Origin of the sequence: Pseudomonas sp. NFACC08-1, assembly GCF_900106735.1 — a bacterium.
In the GTDB taxonomy this organism is placed as follows: domain Bacteria; phylum Pseudomonadota; class Gammaproteobacteria; order Pseudomonadales; family Pseudomonadaceae; genus Aquipseudomonas; species Aquipseudomonas fluorescens_Q.
The window spans coordinates 53,277-70,692 of record NZ_FNNL01000002.1; the positions used below are offsets into that span (position 1 = coordinate 53,277).

Sequence of the window (17,416 nt, forward strand, 5' to 3'; positions counted from 1 at the left end):
GGGCTCGCTTATACAAGGGCGCGTTGTTTAACGCAGTGTTGATAGACCGCTTCGGCATGCGCCATCTTGATGGCGCAGTCATTGGCTTGGCGGGCCAGGACGTGGGTCATGCTGATTTGCATATTCAGCACGATCCGCTGTTGCTCCAGTGCGTAGAGGTCGTCAATCAGCAGATTGGGGGTGGCCTCGTGTTCAATGCATTGCTGCCACAGGAATACCCCCATGTTGGTTCGGTCGGGGTTGCGCCAGCGCAGAAAGGTCGTCCCAGCCCCCGTGCTGTGGCGGGTCAACTGGGCTGCCAGCAGGTTGAAGGGATAACGCCGAGCTTGGGTCAGGATTCGTGCCTGCGCTAGCTCAATCAGACCGTCACGAAGTGCATTGCAATCGCTGGCCCAGTCCTCCAAACAGCCCTTACCTTTAAAAGGCTGTAAAAGGCCTTTTAGGTAGGCCGCATGCTGCAGTTGCTCGAGCTCTGAATGAACCAAAGGTTTGAAATAGTGCAATGCCATCAGCGCTCGTCCTCTGCTGGCTGCTCCCGAGCGCTGGAGACAGGTTCATGAGGGCTATGCGCTTCACTGTCGATGGCAACATCCAGGGTGTTCTCTTCGTCCCTTTGAGGGGCGCTGATCGTGAGCCGGCGCACCAAGGGCGGGGCAAAGCGCGAGCGACGGGTGCCTTCCAGAATGTCTTGATCAATCTCACCAAAACGTTCTTTGGCCGATATCGCCAAAGAGGTATTGGCCTGATAGTCCTCACGGTTCAAGCCGGATGATTTGTACTGTTGAGCCAGGCTGAACAGGCTTCGCAAAGCGTGCGCCCCTTCGTTAAGCCAGCGTTCTAAGCTGGAGCGATCAATCAATGCGGTGTGATGAGCCAGGATCAGACGTCGCGCCAGGTCGTCATAGTCTGCCAACAGATACACCGCCATGAAGCCAAGTTGGGCGTTGACAAATAGCGGTAGCTTGACCGGCTGCACATTAAGGTTCTCGCCCAAGCTCAAGGCGGAAGGCACTTCTGCGAGCGCCAGGTTCACCTGCTCATTCAAGACGTTGAGGATGTCTTTGGTAGCGTTGAGCTTGTCTTCGATTCTTAACATCCAAGCGTCGGCGTAGGGGTCATCCAATTCCGCGCCACGTTTCATTTTGTTCATGACGGCAATAAAACCGTTGAGGCCGATGATCGTTGCTCGGCCTTGGGAGGCGTCTCGCCCATGCCAGATGCGAGAGGCGTGATGGGTGTGCAAGGTCAATTGCACGCTACTGCGCAATGTACCGAGGTTCAGTTGCAGGTCGTTTGCCATGGGAAGTCACTCAGGGACTGTGGGAGGGTGCCCAGCTTTGCGGCACGGCGGGACGCTGTCATTGAACAAAGCGCAGGCAGTGCGAGCCTGATTGGTGATTGGTGATTGGTGATTGGTGATTGGTGATTGCGGAGGTGGGGGCGACAGCTATCCCCAGGGGATAGCTCGATACCCTGCCGTCATCGTTCCTTCAGCAGGCCCTTGAGCTCGTCCAGATAGGCGTGAGCAACAGCTGGGTCCCGCTCCGTCTTCTGAGTTTGCTTGGGGCTGGGCTTCGTTCCACCCGATTCAGGAGCTTGTTCCTTGGCTGCCCAGACGGTGAATTGACCCTGCAACGCTTTCTGCAAAATGCCAAACAGGTAGCCGGCTGGATTGCGTATGTGGGCCTCTCGACACCGAGCTGCCCATTCATCCAGGACTGCCTGCCGCAATTCGCCTGGCAATCGCTGCAACGCCACTTTGGCACCCGATTGCTGTGCAGGCGTGAGCGATGAAAAGCGGGGAGGGAGATCCAGCTCGAAACCTTCCTGCGAACACTCGCCAGTACGTAGTGTTTTTAACGCTTTTGTACTTAACATACTCGCAGGCTTCGGATGCCGAAGAGAGTGGTCCTGCGGGGCTTTGGACCCTGGTTCGGATACCGAAGACGGGGCGTTTTGTTTCCGAAGAGCCTGAGAGATACGTTCTTCGGTCGGCATATCTGGCGCAACATTGACGGCCTGCGCTTGCTGCAGACGCAAGGCTAAAACCTGTAGATGGCTGGGCAGCAATTGAGTCTGGACGCTGGGGTCATGGCTTATTTCTTCGAGCACCGCCAATCCGACGCGCTGAATACCCTTATTGGCGTGCTTGAGCGTGTGGCTGACCAATACCATGTATTCGGGATCGATCTGCATAGCTTCAAAGGGCGTCAAAGGGCGATCATGCAGGACATACAGGTTACCGAGCATACGTCCGGTACACGCATCTCGCCGTCGACGGGCCAAGCTCAACCACCTCGTCAGACGCAGGAGTGTCAAGGTCTTCGCAACTGACTCATGGGAGGCCAGGGCGCCGCAGGGTACGGAGGCCAGATACTTACGTAACTGGTCATAGGTCGGAAAAGCGGTGACTCCGTCGTCGTTGAGCAGCAGCCGAAAAACTTGCCAGGCATTGCGTTCAAGCGGGGTCAAACGCTCATCGAGAAGCAACGCCCTGGGGACGGTTTCATGGCGGTTGCCACTGAACAGGAAACCGTCCCCATTCCCTTGCGTGCTCTGGGCACACAAACTCTTCAGGGCGCTATCAAGCACGGAGGAGAGAGGTTTGGGGGCCGAGCTTTTCATCATGCTAGACCAACCCTTGATTGATCCAGTCACGCAATGATGCCCAAACCACAGAGGCCGGGTACGAAAGCTCCTCAGCCAGATCAAGCGTCAGGTCCAGTAAAGCTCGGTCATCGTCTACCGAAATTTTTCGTGCCTTGAATTGTGGATGCCAACGCTCCCAGAGCAGTGTGTCCTGTGCTTCGCTGAGCACCTGATGCCGGCCTTTACGCTTGGGCAGTCCCAAAATGTTGCGACGCAGGGCCACTTCCTGATGAGTCAGACCGTAGAACTGACTGACCATCTCCGTACTGGCGCCCAGGTGCAGCATCCGATCAACACTGGCGATTTCTAGCCCCACGTCTTCTGCCTGACCGAGGATTTTCTGCAGTACGCCACGGTTTATCTGGACCGTGCACCAAGGCACACGGGCATTGAGCAGGACACTGATCAGCCCGGGCTCCTTTAGGGCGGCCAAATCCTCATCAGCAAATCCCATGGTCTTGCAGCGTCTGAGTTGGCCGTTGCGCAGATCATGCAGCGCCTGGGCTATAACGGCTTGGTTGATCGGATGGGGTGTCGTCATGAGTCCTCCTTGGTGTGCATGTTCTGGTCGGTGCCAAATTCTGATTTGAGGTCAATCAAGCGTCGGGCTAAACGAATCAAGCGAAACAATTTGATCAGATTGGCGTCGCTCAATCGGTATGCTTGGGCATCCCGATGTGCGCTTCCCAATAAAAGAGGGCCGATTTGCATCGGGACGCTTGGTACAGAGGAATTGGTCGTCAATGTCTCGAGCAAGGCGACCAAGGTTAACTGTGAGGGATGCTCGGGTACCGTCTCGAGGCGACAACGAAAGCCGATCCCTTCATCCACTTCGGTGATGAGGTCGGCCTGGGCAACGTCCTGACAAATTTCACGTGCGAATTGGCTGATATGTATCCGCAGGCGTTGTGGCTCATCCAGTGCCGGATCAATGTTCCAGATGTCCGAAATAGGGAAGAGACTCCCTTGTGAAAACGGCAGGACGTCAGATGCCAGAGAGGGTTCATCGCCCGTATGTCTGGCCACCAACGCTTGGATGGATTGCAGGCGATCAGAACCAGATGCATCCGGATGGTCAGGCTCTTTAAGCGCCTGAACAGTTTTCGTTGGAGGGCCAGTCGGGATAGACGGGACGGTTGGGAGGTCCAGACCGGTGTCCGAAGCAGCCGTTTTTGGAGGGCAGGGCGCGTAGCGATGACTCGGAACGTGAGTTAATGCCTGCTCACGTTTTTCGCCTGCCTCAGACGCCAAGGCCAGCGTGTCGTAGTCAACACCCAAGTAATGAGCCATTTGCCCAATGACCTCATCCTGAGCGCGGTCGATAGAAAAATCGGCCGTTGCTCCATCAAATAACATCAGAGCTTCCTGAAAAAGGGATGCAAAATCGATGGTCAGGATTTTTGTTTTTGCATGCTCATCCCAGATCTTGGCACAGGTCCGTCGAAGCACAGCAAGGCGCTCGACTTGATGTCGGCCTAGCCCTCCGTACAGAACGTTGGGAATCGCAGGCAGCAAGTAGTGAATCGCATCTCGCATCCGGCTGATGTGGGATTGGTGAACAGGGTAGCCGTCCGAGGTTAAGCGCCTGGACAGCTCTGACTGGGAAAGCGGCGCTCCGCTCTCAAGCTCGTAAAGCTCCCTGGCTTTCTCAACGCCGAGCGCGCGCTCGATAAATGTCAGACCGCCGCGCATTTCATTCTCAGCTAGGTGGCCTGTCAGGGAAATGATTTCACCGCGCTCGGGCCAAGGGCGAAACGTGCAGGTCAGATGATAAAACTGCTCGTCCTTTGTTTCAGACCAGAGCTCGCGCAGGATCGAAAGCCGCGTGTTGCCACCGTTGCGCACGCGGAAACAAGATTCACCTGGACGCCGGGTAATCGGCGGCGGCGAGTCGAGTCCACGCTGGCGGATGGACGCCTTGATTTCATCGTACTTGGGATTGCGCGTGACCCTCGGGTCCAGGTCGTAGGGCTTCAAGCAGTCCAGTGTGACGACCATAGGCGTTTCGACCTCTGGATCGCTCGAGCATGCCGAGACAGCGTTTTCGCAAGGCGCATTTGAAACACGTTTAGACGCCTGATCTTGTGTAGGGAAGGTTGATGCCACGCTCGCATAACTCCTTAGCCGCGATCGCTTAAACGATCGGCAATCCACTGATCGACTTCCGTGGCATCCCAGCCTACGGCCCGAACGCCTAGGCGGACGGATTTTGGGAATTTGCCCTGATTCATCAGGCTGTAAAGGAACGAGCGCTTGAGCCCCGTTTTTTGCTCGACGTCTGAAAGTCGCAAAATGCGAAGCTCATGAAGGGGAGGTTTTGAATCAATATGCATAGGCATGGTTGACATTCCTTGACGATTGATCGCGCCTGATAGAGCACGGGTAATAATGTTTCAAGGCAAACGAGCGTCGCTAATGCGCGCTTTGGTTGCAGCGGTCAGGTCATGGTTGGGCTCAGCAACGGCGTAGTTCGTAAACTGTTTGCAAATGTTTCATGGGTACAGTGAGCTTTACGAATACATGCAGGGATGTTCAGGCAGACTGCTAGATTGAAATGCCGTCTTTAGCACACGGTAGTAAGCGTGGGTGCCGTTGAACTGTTCATTTTGATCATGAGTCTTTCCATAGCCTGCAATGTCCATCTATGGAACTGCATGCTTGGGAACGACGAAAGATTCAATGCGTCAAGGCACATACCCGTTTAACTGGTAGACAGCTGATGATTTCTAGATATTGCATTGGAGAGGGCGCAGCGTTGCGTTGTTCGCGGATCGTACGCGTTATGAATGAGTACTCGAAGACGCCGCGGATCAACACGGTTCAGGCTTGAACTCACTGCCAAAGCATTGTCTTTGAGAGGCTCACGCTGATACATGCAGCGAGCATGAGAGGGTTGCCATGCGGGTAATAGACAGAAATATTCTGAAGAAACTTGCGTGTCTATTACACATAGTGAAACGGATGTGAGGTTGACAGTGACAAGACCTTTCCCTGGAAGGAAGTCGTTTATGACTTCGAGCATGTGGTATTCCTTACCATATGTTGCAGTGACTTACGTGAAGATGTTTCGCGACGGTTTGCGAGGGCAATATTTCGTTAATGTCTTCTCATAAGCAAGTGCTCGAAGCGCCATTATCTGATGCGAGTTGCTGCTACTTTAATGGGCTTGTCGCTCTGAGACTGAAAATTTCAAGTATGTATGATCACTTTTCATCAAACCTGTACCATCTGTGCCGCCATTATCGATCTGTCGCAGAGGTGTGCCGCAAACTGAAGATCAACCGGGGGCAGTTCACCAAGTATCTGAACGGCAGCAGCCGACCCACGCCTTACAACCTGAAGCGAATTTGTGATTTCTTCGGCGTGGAGGAGGGCGAGATCGCGCTGCCAACCGAGCAGTTTCTCCCCCTGATTGGTGTCCCATCGCGCTCTCGAACAACCGAGCCGCTGAGCGCCGCGTTGAGGATGTTCGATCATCTAGGCAAATGCTCGTCAGACGGAGCCTCGACGTTGCTTGGGTATTACTATGAGTATTACTACGCCATGACCGAGCCCGGCCAAATCATTTGCTCATTGGTCCATTTGCACGAGGAAGCTGGACAGGTGGTGTATGAGCGTCATGAGCGAGTACAAACGGTCGAGGCGGGGCAAGAAATTTTTGAGCGATACCTGTACAAGGGAATTGCCTACTACCTGCGAGACCGAGTGTTTCTTCTCGATTACGAATCGCTGACGAATAATGAGATCACCCAGACCATCCTGATTCCTAGCTACAAAAGCCGTTTGTCTCGGCTCAATGGACTGAAGCTAGGGGTATCGGCTACAGACCAACGCGCACCGACATGCACGCGTGTGGTGTGGACTTTCTTGGGCACCCATATTGATCAAGAGGATGCTCTGAAGCGGACTCGATTGTACCGGCCCGAGGATTCGAGATTGGATGCCGATTTACGTGAGCGTTTATCGCGGACGGAGTTCGAGGGAGGGACGTTTAGGCTAGTGTCATCATAGAAAACCGTCCCTTTTTTTATAGGGTCAGAACCTGGCATCTGGAAGGCGATCATCCGTTAACGTCTCCGCTACCTGTACAGTGTGATTTACAGTCGAGAATCACTATCTGCTCCCACAAATAACGGGAAACCTTATATTCTGCTGGGATACTAAATTCGTTTCTCGCTCCAGGATTCTAGGTGCTAATTATGTCGCTTCGGGGCCAGTTCTCATCCCACAAACGCCCGTGAATTGAGATACATCACGAAAGCAGCTGCCGTCTAGGCCTTCATCTCAGTGATCAATGTGAAGACCGAACATCTGCAAGTATTCCCAGTTTCCGCGAGGTGATCAAATACAAGGTCACGCTTGTTTGCAGGAACTGCGTGATGAGTCCGTGCGAGCGGTCACTCCATAGAGGAAGGTATTGACGGCATTCATCACGATCGTATCGATCGCCATATCCGATAGCGGGGGATGGATCAGCCCGACAATGGCGCGCAGTTTCACATCGCTGGAAGTCATGCTCATGAACTGTTCGGCTAGTACAGTGGACGAGATTTCTGTATTGAGCTGGCTTGCGGCACTTGCCTGGTATGCGGCGATCCACGCAGCTAGCTTGATGAATGAGTACCACGTTTTTGCAGAGCAGCTAGCTGAGGCTGCCGCTGTTGCTATTCAACCCTACTTTCGCGCAAAGCTGATGTCGAAGACAGGGGGGACGTGGGTCTTCGATCCTGTCACCTTGGCCGACAAGGCTCCTGAACGTGCCATGCGCGAGCTGATTCAGGATCGGTATCACATGTGGCTCATTGCGCCTATTACCACGAATTCCTGGATGCCAGCAGCTTCCAGCTGTTCTTTTAGATCAGTTTCCCTGAATGCGTTGATGTGTTTTTTTACAATCACAGGCTAATGGTCTTCGGGTGCAATAGCCAGGGCCACCGCGTAGCGCAGGCTATTGAGCAACTGGCGAATGTTACCGGGCCAGGTGGGATCGAACAGGCATTGACGGGGCATCGGTGTGCAGCCGTAAGCCGCGGGCGCCGGTCTGGGCAGCGAGCAGCGTTTCGATCAGCTCGGCTCGGTCGCTGCGTTCGCGCAAGGCCGGCAGTGCGAGGTTCATCCCGGCGAGGCGGTAGAACAAGTCTTCGCGAAAGCGCTTCTCGCCGATCATTGTGTTCAGATCCTGGTGTGTGGCTGAGATCACTTGGACATCCAGCATCACCGGCGTCTCGGCCCCCAGGGGCGAGATTTCACGCTCCGCCAGCACCCGCAGCAAGCGGGTTTGCAGGTGGGCAGGCATGTCGCCGATTTCATCGAGAAACAGCGTGCCGCCGTTCGCCAGTTCGAGTTTGCCTTTCATGCCTTTTCGGTTGGCGCCCGTGAAGCTGCCGGCGCGATAACCGAACAGCTCGCTCTCGATCAACGTCTCGGGAATCGCCGCGCAGTTCAACGCCACGAAAGGCCCCGCGCGGCGGTTGCTCGCATGGTGGATTGCACGGGCAAACGCTTCCTTGCCGGTGCCGGTTTCGCCGGTAATAAGGATCGGGATGCCCTTGTCGATTACCTTGCGCACGCGCCGAGTGTTTTGCTGTAGCCGGGCGTCGAGGCCGGTGAGTTGCTGCAGGTCCGGGTGGGCCTGACGGGCGGGGCGGGCGACGGGGAGCGGGCGGTGCCGTTCGGAAGGGATGCACAGGCCGACATCCAGCAACGCTTCGTCCTGACGACCCCGTAAGCGCACGCCCTGGGCGCCGCCGTTGGTGAGTTGAAGCAGTTCGTCCACCGTGGTCGGCAGCAGGCTGTCGACGGCGCGCCGAGCAGCGTTGGCTTGCCGGCCAACCCAAAAGCGACAAAAGCGGCACGATTGGCCCCGATGACGCAGCTGCTATCATTCAGAGCGAGCAATTGTTCATTCGCCAAGTCGGCGATCTCATCGATGGGTTTGAAGGATAAAGTGAGGCGGTCGCGATAGCTCTGGCGAAAGTGTGCGTTCTCGATCAGGCGCGCGTACAGGATGACCAGTTGCAGTGTGAGGTACTGGCTTTCCCGGGGACCGTCGCTGTTCATGCAAGTCGCATTCAGGCAGCCGCGCAACAGGCCTTGGGCGTCGAAGATCGGTGCCACCGAGCAGCTCAAGCGGAAGTTGGACGCCAGGAAGTGCTCCTCACGATGAATGATCAGCGGCTGCGCGGCCGCCAGGGTCGTGCCAATGCCATTGGTGCCCACTACCGACTCGTCCCACCGCGCGCCACCACCAGCCCTGATCGTGTGTAGGTGTCGTGCTGGCTGGGCAGCCGGGAATCCAGGGTGATGCCGTGTTCGTCGCTCAGCAGCACGGCGAAGCCGGCGGGCACCACACGTCGCGCCAGTCCACTGACGCCCTGACTGGCGATGGATAGGTATTGCTGGTGTTGTTGCTGATGGCGACGGATGTCCTCGGCGCTGAGGATGTTCTTACGGCTTGCCGCGCCAGGATCGAGGCGGTGCTCCACGACACTGCGATACCAGGACTGAGCAATGACCCCGTCCGGCCTGATTCCACGTTCCGAAAAGTGGTCGTTGACGAGCGCTGCGAGTTCGCTGGGGGGGGATCTGCGTGCTATGCAGGGGCATGAAACGCTCCAATCAGGCGTGAAGTCCGCAAAGGGCTATCACTGCGTCTAGTTATTAGACGTAGACCGCAGCTGCAACTACCTACCATAGACTCTGGCGCGAGAATTTTCAGTCTTGGAGCAAAAAGTCTCATCTATCTAGCGCAACACATCAGGCCGCTAACCCGGTTGCAATTTTACCTAAGGGCGGAAACAACGAAGGTTGCCCAAGCACTCCATGAAGTGACCCGTGATACAGCAGGGAAGTGACATCTCATCCATCGTAAGATCAAAGCTGTTTCCGTGTGGGCTGTGGATCAGCAATCCTGGCTTTGCTGGCAGGTATTTTTTCTCGGTGAAGGCGTTAGCGTAAGGATAATCGTTGCATCTGTGACTGTGCTGGGGGGCGTAGCGTTGATACTGGGTAGCAAGCAGGTTAGCTAGTCGTCACCGAGTGACGAAGCCGAAACAGAATCTCCGCTTTTTTTAAGCTTGATGAGCACTCCTTCGATTGGCGATGGGCACTCTCGGAAACGGCCGATTGGCACGCACGAATGACCGGTAATGACTACACACTCGGCGACACGGATGGAGTCGCACTCAACGTGGCGGCTCACGGCGGAAAAATGGCGATTCAGATAGCACAGGGCAGGCACCTAGGAGCGCATGTCTCTGGGAGTTATCCGCAAATCAGTCTTAGATAGGCCGAAGTATCCACGTGACCACTACACACGCGCTTTGGCGGAACGAATCACCTTCAATCGCACTAGGGCGACTGAAACCGCCATCCGCGTTAGATTTCTGCGGGGCATTCCCTGCTTCGCCCGACTTTTCCCCTTCCGGCCCTTCATGCCAATAATCTGCCTGGGTTCGTCCCTTTCCACTCCATTTTCGGATATCGAGTCGCCGCGGCTGTGCGGCAGAATAAGTATGCCAATAACGCGAGCCCCGTTAGATTTGAGATGCAAGTTGTCAATTGTGTTCTTTTAGATTATATACTCTCACAAATGAACACGATTGTTCAATCTCGTTATGACTTAAGGGGCCCACATAATGGCGTGCTGTGGGCTGAAAAAAATCCAATAAGGGGCTTTTGATGCTCATTATCAGACGTGGCATGAATCTATACCTGCAGATTTTTTGGGGCGCTGTTTTGGTTTTTCTGGCAGGTATGGTGCACGCCGAACAGGCTGGTGTGAGAACACCCAATGTCCTGATCATCGTAGCCGATGACATGGGCTATACGGATATAGGGGCGTTTGGTGGCAGCGATATCCATACGCCTAACATTGATCGTCTGGCATCCTCTGGCATAAGGCTGAACAACTTTCACACGCTGCCGACATGCGCACCCACGCGCTCAGTGCTTCTGACCGGCGTTGACAATCACTTATCAGGCATAGGCTCGCAGGTATTGTCGGATGATCAGGTGGGGCGACCGGGTTATGAAGGACATCTGAATCAGCGAGTCGTGACGCTCGCGGAAGTTCTCGCTCGGCATGGGTACCGCACGTATCAGTCTGGTAAGTGGCATTTGGGAGACGAGCCTCGTTACGGCCCTTCGCAACGGGGCTTCCAGGAGTCTTTCGCACTCCTGCCCGGTGGGGCCAGCCATTACTCGGACGCCAGACCGCTGCATCCTGCCGAGCCTACGGTGTATGTGCGAAACGGCGAAGTTGTCGACAAGTTGCCGGAGGGTTTTTATTCAACGCGTGATTACACGAATTGGTTGGTGCAATGGTTGGAGAGGGATCGGGACAGCCAGAAACCATTCTTTGCCTATTTAGCCTACACGGCGCCCCATGATCCGCTTCAAGCGCCGTCCGATTACATCGCCAAGTATCGAGGCGTCTATGATGCAGGTTACGAGGTCTTACGGGAAAAACGCTTTAATGAGCTAAAGGCTCTAGGCCTGATCGACAAGGCGCGCACGCTGGCCCCCTGGCCCGAAGTGGTCGCACGATGGGATTCGCTGAGTGAGAGCGAGCGGGCCAATAGCCGTAGAGACATGGAGGTCTACGCAGCGATGATCGATTTCATGGATGAGCAGATTGGCAGAGTTCTAGATCTGTTAGAGCGCCAGGGCGAGTTAGACAATACGCTAATTCTGTTCATGAGCGATAACGGGGCCAACGGTGCTCCGACCAAGGTGTATTCAACACACACACGCAGCTATCACGAATCCTTTGACAATTCCCTGGAGAATCGTGGTGCGAACGGTTCCTTCATTTCCCAAGGTGCTGGCTGGGCTACGGCAAGCACCGCAGCTTTCAGCATGTTCAAGTTCTTCGTGTACGAGGGGGGGATCCGAACTCCCGCTATCGTCAAACCTGTAGGCGCTCCCATCATCGGACGCAATGTCTCGGCATTTACCCATGTGCGAGACATTGTACCGACGGTGTTGGCAATGGTGGGCATCTCGCATCCCGCTCTTGAGAATAATACGCTTGCACCTCTTGAAGGGCGGTCACTGTTGCCCCTGCTATATGACCAGTCTGCCCGCTTGCAGCCTCTGAATGGAGTGGGCTACGAGATGCACGGTTCCCGCGCATATATCGACGGAGATTGGAAGGCGGTCCAGACGCCGATGCCGCTTGGCTCGGGGTTGTGGCAGTTATTCGACCTGCGGACCGACCCGGGGGAGACCCGGGATCTCTCACGGCAGCATCCTGAGATTCTGGCGGAGCTGCGAAATGCCCATTCCGTTTATGAGCAAGACCATGGAATTATCTATAGTCCGCCGGGTGCCATTGCGGTTGCTCATACTTTGTTTAAAGGGTTGGTGCTGCTGGCTTTCGCGATAATAACCTGGCAGTTCGCCGTCGGGCTGAAAGGTCGGGGGAGTATGGGGAAATACGGCCAACCAACTTCAGTCGGGCTGGGAATAAGCAAGCTTGTTCTGCTCGGGCTGACATTTACGGCGTGGCGTAATCCGGCGCTGATGCTATTGATGGGCTTGGGCGGGTTGGAGATAGCTCTTGCGTTACGGGGCGAGCGACGCCGTTGGCGCTTCGGGATGGCGTTAGCGCTGTTAGTTGTGCTGGCTGTGATCTGGTTGCTGAGTACGGGACTGGGATTGCGGATCTTCTTGCGTGAATACTCTTGATTCACGGGAGGAGCGCGTTAGTTTCGCGCTCCTTGCGATTATTTGTCTGTTCACGCCTCATTCTGTTGATTTATTTTGGACGGAAGTGTTCAATTTCGAACCTCGTTATTCTAAAGAAGCCATCGCCTTATGACCGCTGCACAACGCCGCATACATGAAGCCGCTATGCGGCTATTCGCCGAAAAGGGTGCTGGAGAAATCAGCATCAGTGAGCTCGCCGAGGCCGCAGGTGTGGCGAGAGGGACGATTTATAAGCACCTGGACAGCGTTGAAGGGCTATTCAGGGATGTTGCCTCCCGTCTAAGCGAAGAAATGGACCAGCGTATTGCGCGCAGCTCACCGGAGGATGTAGATCCTGCGCTGCGTCTGGCCAATGGTATTCGCTACTACATCCGGCGCGCCCATGAAGAGCCAAGTTGGGGCAAGTTCATCGTGCGTTACGCTATGAGCTCACAATCCTTGCGCGGAATGTGGGCTGGACAGCCACTGGCGGATCTGATGACTGGGTTAGGTCAGAAACGCTACGACGTTCGTCAGGAACAGTTGATGTCGGTGCTGGCAATGATTGGTGGTTCAGTACTCACAGCCATTACTCTGGTGCGTGATGGCCACCGAACCTGGCGTGATGCCGGCAGTGACATCGCTGAATTGACGCTGCGAGCTCTAGGACTCTCCAAGGATGAGGCGCAGGCACTGGCGACCGTCGAGCTGCCTCCACTCGCTCCAGTCTGAAGGGCTGTCATGAAAGAAGGGATTTAGATAATGTCCTATAAAGGCAATAAATGAACACTTGTGTTCATTTATTGCTTGGTGTTTACTTTCAGTACCTCCGCATTCTTGCGGTTCGACTGTCAGTTGGAAAACGCCATGCCCTTGCTCTCCCTCGCGTTACTGCGTCTGCTTGCTTGCTGCTTTTCCCTGATCTACTGCGTAGCAGCCCACTCTGACACTTCAGTATCCCGGCCGCCGAATATCGTTTTGCTGGTGGTCGATGACATGGGGTTTTCTGATATCGGCGCGTTCGGTTCCGAGATCGAAACTCCCAGCATCGATTCGTTGGCTTCTGGAGGGGTTCGCTTCAGCAATTTCCATGCAACGGGCTCCTGCGCTCCAACTCGCGCCACTTTGCTGACCGGTGTGGATCACCATCTGGCAGGTGTCGGTAACATGGTGGATACCACCCCGTTGTCGCAGAAGTGGAATCCCAGGTATCAGGGAGTGCTGAACGAGCGAGTCGTAACCATTGCCCAGTTATTGCAGGATGCGGGCTATCGGACCTCGGTCACAGGTAAATGGCATTTGGGCGACGCGTCCGAAAATCTGCCACCCGCCAGAGGATTCGACCGTTCGGTCATCCAGGCTGACAGCGGCTCGGACAACTTCGAAATGCGACCCTACCTTCCTACGAAAACCCGGGCCTATTGGTACGAGGACGGCCGGGAGATGACATCACTGCCGGACGACTTTTATTCGTCCCGTTTCTTTGTCGACAAGACCATTGACTACCTTCGAGAAGGACAGGGTAGCGGCAAGCCGTTCTTCGCCTATGTGGCCTTTCAGGCCAATCACTCACCTGTCCAGGTTCCCAGGCAGTTCCGTGATCATTACCAAGGGCGGTATGACCAAGGGTGGGATGTGCTCCGTAATGAGCGGCGACAAAAAGTGAATGCGCTAGGACTACTGCCTGGCGAGGCGAAGGCCGGTGGAGAAGTGCTTCCTGCCTGGAATATCTTGACGGTTCAGCAGCGAGCCTACGAGGCCCGCAAGATGGAGGTCTATGCTGGGATGGCATCGGCGATGGATCATGAGATTGGCCGGCTCATAGATTACCTCCGACTCACCGGGCAGTACGATAATACCCTTTTTGTGTTTCTCTCCGACAATGGTGGGTCCGCCACCGATCCCTATGCCAGTGCAATTGTCCGAAAATGGTTGGACTGGCAGTACGACCAAAGCTATGAGCGGATGGGTGATAAAGGCACCTGGACGGCCATCGGTCCCAACTGGGCCAGCGTCGCCAACGCTCCTCTGGCGGGCCACAAGTTCATGGCGAGTGAAGGGGGACTTCGTGTCCCGTTGATCATTGGCGGGGCCATAAAAGGTCTTCGTCCTCACACCACTCGCGCCCTTGCTCATATCGCCGACATCGCGCCGACCATCCTTGAGGCTGCTGGCATCGAGCTATCCAATGGCACGTATGCCGGACGAGAAGTTGAGGTTATGCGCGGCAGCAGCTTATTGACGTTGTTACGTGATGAAAGTGCATCAGTACACGCCGCTGATGAAACCATCGGATACGAGCTTGCTGGCAATTCGGCGGTATTCAAAGGCGACTACAAGTTGCTGCGCAATCTTCCCTCTGCCGGTGACAACCAATGGCATCTCTATGACTTGAGCCGTGACCCTGGCGAGACGAAAGATCTGCGTGACGAGTTGCCGGAGCTCTACACGCAACTCAAGGAGGAATACCGCAAGTACAGCGCGGAGGTCGGTGTTCTGCCGATGCCGGATGGCTACGACTACAAGCGTCAGGTGCAGATCAACTCGATGGTGTTCTTCTATCTGCCGCGTCTAGCGCTACTTCTCCTGGGCTTCTTGACGCTGGTGCTGCTCTTCCGTTGGCTCTGGGCCAGGCAGCGCAAGCGTCGGTTTCAGGCGCAGTGACGGTGTGTAGGTGATCGTGGAGTCGAACCACTTCCAGACAACGGCTTGGCATTCCGATGCAGGATTTTGGCTACTACGACAGCGATTCTCGGTGCTTTTTCTGAACTAAACGATTGCATGCTCAGGATTAAGAACAATGACTATCAAGCAAGGCCGAATCGACGTTCACCACCATATCATCCCCCCTGTCTATTCCGACGCTCTATACCGGCACGGGCTCGAAGCTCATGCCGGTGCTCAACTGCCGAAGTGGACCGCCCAGAAGTCTTTGGATGTGATGGATGTCAATGGTATCCAGAGAGCGATAACGTCGCTAACGACACCTGGGGCTCACCTGGGAGGAGGGAATGGGCAGGCCGCATCACTGGCTCGCGCTTGCAACGAGTACGCCGCTGATCTTACGGCGCACCATCCTGATCGTTTTGGCAGCTTCGCACTGTTGCCGCTGCCGTTCACCGAGGCGTCATGTATCGAGGCTGCTTATGCCTTGGACCGGCTAGAGGCTGATGGCGTCGTGGTCTTTGGCAGTTCAGATGGCGTGTTTCTGGGGGACCCCCGTTTCGATGAGTTGATGGTCGAGTTGAACAATCGTGACGCAGTCGTCTTCGTTCACCCTAACCTGCACAAGACCAGTGAGCAATTGGATATGCAGGTACCGGGGTTCTTGGTCGAATTCCTCTGCGACACAACCCGTGCGGCCGTGAATCTTCTCCTCACAGGAACGCTGGACAGGTACCCTCGGATACGCTGGATTCTTGCTCACAGCGGCGGTTTCCTGCCCTATGTCGCTTGGCGGTTGGTGCAGCTGGCTGCCATCCAGAGTCTGTCGGTGGATGTGATGGCCGGCGTTAGACGCTTCTACTTCGATACCGCGCTATCACCGTCGCGCTATTCCATGGCTGCCCTGAAGGTCTTGGTTGAGCCGTCACACATTCTTTTCGGCAGCGACTTCCCCTTCGCTCCGGCTCCGATCACTACCTTGCAGTGCCAGACCCTTGAGGAAAATCCGATGTGGTCGGCGCAACAACTCTACGCCATCCATCGTGGAAATGCGCTTGAATTGTTTCCCCATTACCGCCAGCAAGGCGAGCAGGCCGTTCCCGAGGCTATCTACGTCGACGAGCCATTTTCGAATCGGATGAAGCGAACGTTCTCCGGTCCTGTAGGCGCGATTGTAGAGCGCATGAGAAGCCGATGATCGGCATGACTGAGAGAAGAAGAAATGAAGCGTCGAAACTTTGTGATCGGAGCCGGTCTTCTTACCGGAGCATCCTGGCTGTCGCTGGGTCGGCCGGCGGTGGCTGCGAGCGATGATGCGACAAGGGAGATTCGATTGGCCAGCTCTGTGGCCGCGAAACGAGAAAGTGCGGCCCGGATCATTGATGTGCATCACCATCTATTGCCACCCTCCCTCGAAGCCTCATGGCCAAATGACTATGCCGGCCAGAGCCTGACGAAATGGTCCGAGGCGCACTCCTTGGCCATGATGGATCAACGCAACATTCATACTGCGATCCTCTCTCTTCCTGCCCCAGGGGTATGGCGAGGGGAGTCGCGCGCCGCCACGCAGTTGGCTCGTCGGGCTAATGAGTACAGTGCGGAGTTGGAGCAGCGTTATCCGGGAAGATATGGAAGCTTCGCCTCAGTGCCGCTACCGGCTACAGGGCAGGCCTGTGCAGAGGCGGTTTATGCGCTGGATACGCTCAAGGCGGATGGTGTGATGCTGCTTGCCAGCAATGATGGAAAGTTTTTAGGTGATCCACAGTTCGATGAATTGATGGCCGAGCTGGACAGTCGTCAGGCTACTGTCTTCGTGCAGCCGAACCTGCAGCCGAACAACGAGTTGTTGGCCTTGGAGGCCCCGGGGGTGATGCTTGAGTTCGCCTGTGATGTCTCGAGGGCTGCGGTCAATCTGATCCTCTCCGGTACCATGGAACGATATCCGCGCATTCGCTGGATTCTGGCCAATGGCGGAGGATTTTTGCCTTATGCCGCTTGGCGAATTTCGCTGGCCAATGCGTTGCCAGAATTCCAGGAGAAAGCCCCGCTGGGTGTAATGACCTATTTGCGGCGGTTTTATTTTGATACCACGCTGGCCGCCGGTGCCCCCACGATGGCGGTACTCAAGGAGCTGGTTGATCCTTCGCAAGTGTTGTTCGGCAGCGGTTTTCTCGCTGTCCCGGAGGAGGTGATGCGGCAAGAGCTTGAGGCGCTGGCCACTTCTTCTATCTGGTCAAAGGCCGAATATTCAGCCATCACCCGAGGTAATTCGTTGCGTTTATTTTCGCGCCATGCGCTTTCCGATGAGGCGGTGGTCGCCGCGCCTGTGTACGAGCCGGAAAGCACCCTGCAATGGCTGGCGCGAACCGCCACCAAACCACTTTCAGCTGCCGCGCAGCGGCTTAAGGATTGA

At 55.5% G+C, this 17,416-nt stretch carries 15 protein-coding genes and 3 pseudogenes; 7 read left to right on the top strand and 11 right to left on the bottom strand.

The genetic code is table 11. The features are described 5' to 3' along the window. Positions 1 to 8: 8 nt before the first annotated feature. The 6 genes from BLU76_RS04085 to BLU76_RS04110 all read right to left on the bottom strand — a co-directional run bounded on the left by BLU76_RS04085 (position 9) and on the right by BLU76_RS04110 (position 4,982). Positions 9 to 509 carry a DUF3158 family protein gene (locus BLU76_RS04085; protein WP_092148074.1) on the bottom strand — a complete coding sequence of 167 codons (501 nt, stop codon included), beginning with the start codon at positions 507 to 509 and terminating at the stop codon, positions 9 to 11. Beyond that, on the bottom strand, positions 509 to 1,300 hold the full coding sequence (locus BLU76_RS04090; RefSeq protein ID WP_092148072.1) for a PFL_4669 family integrating conjugative element protein: 792 nt from the start codon (positions 1,298 to 1,300) through the stop codon (positions 509 to 511). Before BLU76_RS04090 ends, BLU76_RS04085 begins: the two co-directional genes overlap by 1 nt. Positions 1,301 to 1,479: 179 nt before the next feature. After that, positions 1,480 to 2,625, bottom strand: a complete 1,146-nt coding sequence (locus BLU76_RS04095) for an STY4528 family pathogenicity island replication protein (RefSeq protein ID WP_092148200.1) — start codon at positions 2,623 to 2,625, stop codon at positions 1,480 to 1,482. A gap of 4 nt (positions 2,626 to 2,629) precedes the next feature. After that, the gene (locus BLU76_RS04100) at positions 2,630 to 3,190 is read right to left on the bottom strand and encodes a DUF2857 domain-containing protein (RefSeq protein WP_092148069.1); all 561 of its coding nucleotides are present in this window, start codon (positions 3,188 to 3,190) and stop codon (positions 2,630 to 2,632) included. Further along, positions 3,187 to 4,755 carry a ParB family protein gene (locus BLU76_RS04105; protein ID WP_256572629.1) on the bottom strand — a complete coding sequence of 523 codons (1,569 nt, stop codon included), beginning with the start codon at positions 4,753 to 4,755 and terminating at the stop codon, positions 3,187 to 3,189. The genes BLU76_RS04100 and BLU76_RS04105 overlap by 4 nt, the downstream gene beginning before the upstream one ends. 14 nt (positions 4,756 to 4,769) lie before the next feature. Continuing rightward, a complete protein-coding gene (locus BLU76_RS04110; protein ID WP_092254354.1) occupies positions 4,770 to 4,982 on the bottom strand; it encodes an AlpA family transcriptional regulator in 213 nt (70 codons plus the stop codon). A 766-nt stretch (positions 4,983 to 5,748) separates the two neighbouring features. Here BLU76_RS04110 and BLU76_RS04115 point away from each other — a divergent pair. Further along, positions 5,749 to 6,660 (top strand): helix-turn-helix domain-containing protein, encoded by a 912-nt coding sequence (locus tag BLU76_RS04115; RefSeq protein WP_371856969.1) that lies wholly within the window; start codon positions 5,749 to 5,751, stop codon positions 6,658 to 6,660. Between the two features lie 342 nt (positions 6,661 to 7,002). Here BLU76_RS04115 and BLU76_RS32130 read toward each other — a convergent pair whose 3' ends face one another. After that, positions 7,003 to 7,170 (bottom strand): hypothetical protein, encoded by a 168-nt coding sequence (locus tag BLU76_RS32130; RefSeq protein ID WP_371915034.1) that lies wholly within the window; start codon positions 7,168 to 7,170, stop codon positions 7,003 to 7,005. 91 nt (positions 7,171 to 7,261) lie between these two features. On the opposite strand from BLU76_RS32130, the pseudogene BLU76_RS04125 reads away from it, so the two are divergent. Next, positions 7,262 to 7,438, top strand: a pseudogene (locus tag BLU76_RS04125) (histidinol-phosphatase); the annotation flags it as partial. 2 nt (positions 7,439 to 7,440) lie between these two features. Here the strand turns inward: BLU76_RS04125 and BLU76_RS31435 are convergent. The 4 genes and pseudogenes from BLU76_RS31435 to BLU76_RS31775 all read right to left on the bottom strand — a co-directional run. Beyond that, a pseudogene (locus BLU76_RS31435) lies at positions 7,441 to 7,551 on the bottom strand (isochorismatase family protein); the annotation flags it as partial. Positions 7,552 to 7,618: 67 nt separating this feature from the next. Further along, positions 7,619 to 8,425, bottom strand: coding sequence for a sigma-54-dependent Fis family transcriptional regulator (locus tag BLU76_RS31765; protein WP_170867269.1), 807 nt, complete (start codon positions 8,423 to 8,425; stop codon positions 7,619 to 7,621). 263 nt (positions 8,426 to 8,688) lie between these two features. Next, positions 8,689 to 8,868 (bottom strand): annotated as a pseudogene (locus tag BLU76_RS32135) (GAF domain-containing protein); the annotation flags it as partial. Continuing rightward, positions 8,868 to 9,134 (bottom strand): hypothetical protein, encoded by a 267-nt coding sequence (locus tag BLU76_RS31775; RefSeq protein ID WP_170867270.1) that lies wholly within the window; start codon positions 9,132 to 9,134, stop codon positions 8,868 to 8,870. The pseudogene BLU76_RS32135 and the gene BLU76_RS31775, both read right to left, overlap by 1 nt. Before the next feature lie 1,195 nt (positions 9,135 to 10,329). Here BLU76_RS31775 and BLU76_RS04145 point away from each other — a divergent pair. The 5 genes from BLU76_RS04145 (at position 10,330) to BLU76_RS04165 (ending at position 17,416) form a co-directional block, all read left to right on the top strand. Then, positions 10,330 to 12,339 (top strand): arylsulfatase, encoded by a 2,010-nt coding sequence (locus BLU76_RS04145; protein ID WP_092148057.1) that lies wholly within the window; start codon positions 10,330 to 10,332, stop codon positions 12,337 to 12,339. A gap of 129 nt (positions 12,340 to 12,468) precedes the next feature. Next, entirely contained in the window at positions 12,469 to 13,071 is a 603-nt protein-coding gene (locus tag BLU76_RS04150) for a TetR/AcrR family transcriptional regulator (protein WP_092148054.1), read from the top strand. A 135-nt stretch (positions 13,072 to 13,206) separates the two neighbouring features. Next, on the top strand, positions 13,207 to 15,003 hold the full coding sequence (locus tag BLU76_RS04155; RefSeq protein ID WP_092148194.1) for an arylsulfatase: 1,797 nt from the start codon (positions 13,207 to 13,209) through the stop codon (positions 15,001 to 15,003). A gap of 136 nt (positions 15,004 to 15,139) precedes the next feature. Beyond that, on the top strand, positions 15,140 to 16,201 hold the full coding sequence (locus BLU76_RS04160; RefSeq protein ID WP_092148051.1) for an amidohydrolase family protein: 1,062 nt from the start codon (positions 15,140 to 15,142) through the stop codon (positions 16,199 to 16,201). 24 nt (positions 16,202 to 16,225) lie between these two features. Then, entirely contained in the window at positions 16,226 to 17,416 is a 1,191-nt protein-coding gene (locus BLU76_RS04165) for an amidohydrolase family protein (RefSeq protein WP_092148048.1), read from the top strand.

What these genes read in the sequence shown, in the direction of transcription:
- BLU76_RS04085 (WP_092148074.1), bottom strand. Translation starts at nt 509, where the DNA reads ATGGCATTGCACTATTTCAAACCTTTGGTTCATTCAGAGCTCGAGCAA.
- BLU76_RS04090 (WP_092148072.1), bottom strand. Translation starts at nt 1,300, where the DNA reads ATGGCAAACGACCTGCAACTGAACCTCGGTACATTGCGCAGTAGCGTG.
- BLU76_RS04095 (WP_092148200.1), bottom strand. Translation starts at nt 2,625, where the DNA reads ATGAAAAGCTCGGCCCCCAAACCTCTCTCCTCCGTGCTTGATAGCGCC.
- BLU76_RS04100 (WP_092148069.1), bottom strand. Translation starts at nt 3,190, where the DNA reads ATGACGACACCCCATCCGATCAACCAAGCCGTTATAGCCCAGGCGCTG.
- BLU76_RS04110 (WP_092254354.1), bottom strand. Translation starts at nt 4,982, where the DNA reads ATGCATATTGATTCAAAACCTCCCCTTCATGAGCTTCGCATTTTGCGA.
- BLU76_RS04115 (WP_371856969.1), top strand. Translation starts at nt 5,749, where the DNA reads ATGTCTTCTCATAAGCAAGTGCTCGAAGCGCCATTATCTGATGCGAGT.
- BLU76_RS32130 (WP_371915034.1), bottom strand. Translation starts at nt 7,170, where the DNA reads ATGAGCATGACTTCCAGCGATGTGAAACTGCGCGCCATTGTCGGGCTG.
- BLU76_RS04145 (WP_092148057.1), top strand. Translation starts at nt 10,330, where the DNA reads ATGCTCATTATCAGACGTGGCATGAATCTATACCTGCAGATTTTTTGG.
- BLU76_RS04150 (WP_092148054.1), top strand. Translation starts at nt 12,469, where the DNA reads ATGACCGCTGCACAACGCCGCATACATGAAGCCGCTATGCGGCTATTC.
- BLU76_RS04155 (WP_092148194.1), top strand. Translation starts at nt 13,207, where the DNA reads ATGCCCTTGCTCTCCCTCGCGTTACTGCGTCTGCTTGCTTGCTGCTTT.
- BLU76_RS04160 (WP_092148051.1), top strand. Translation starts at nt 15,140, where the DNA reads ATGACTATCAAGCAAGGCCGAATCGACGTTCACCACCATATCATCCCC.
- BLU76_RS04165 (WP_092148048.1), top strand. Translation starts at nt 16,226, where the DNA reads ATGAAGCGTCGAAACTTTGTGATCGGAGCCGGTCTTCTTACCGGAGCA.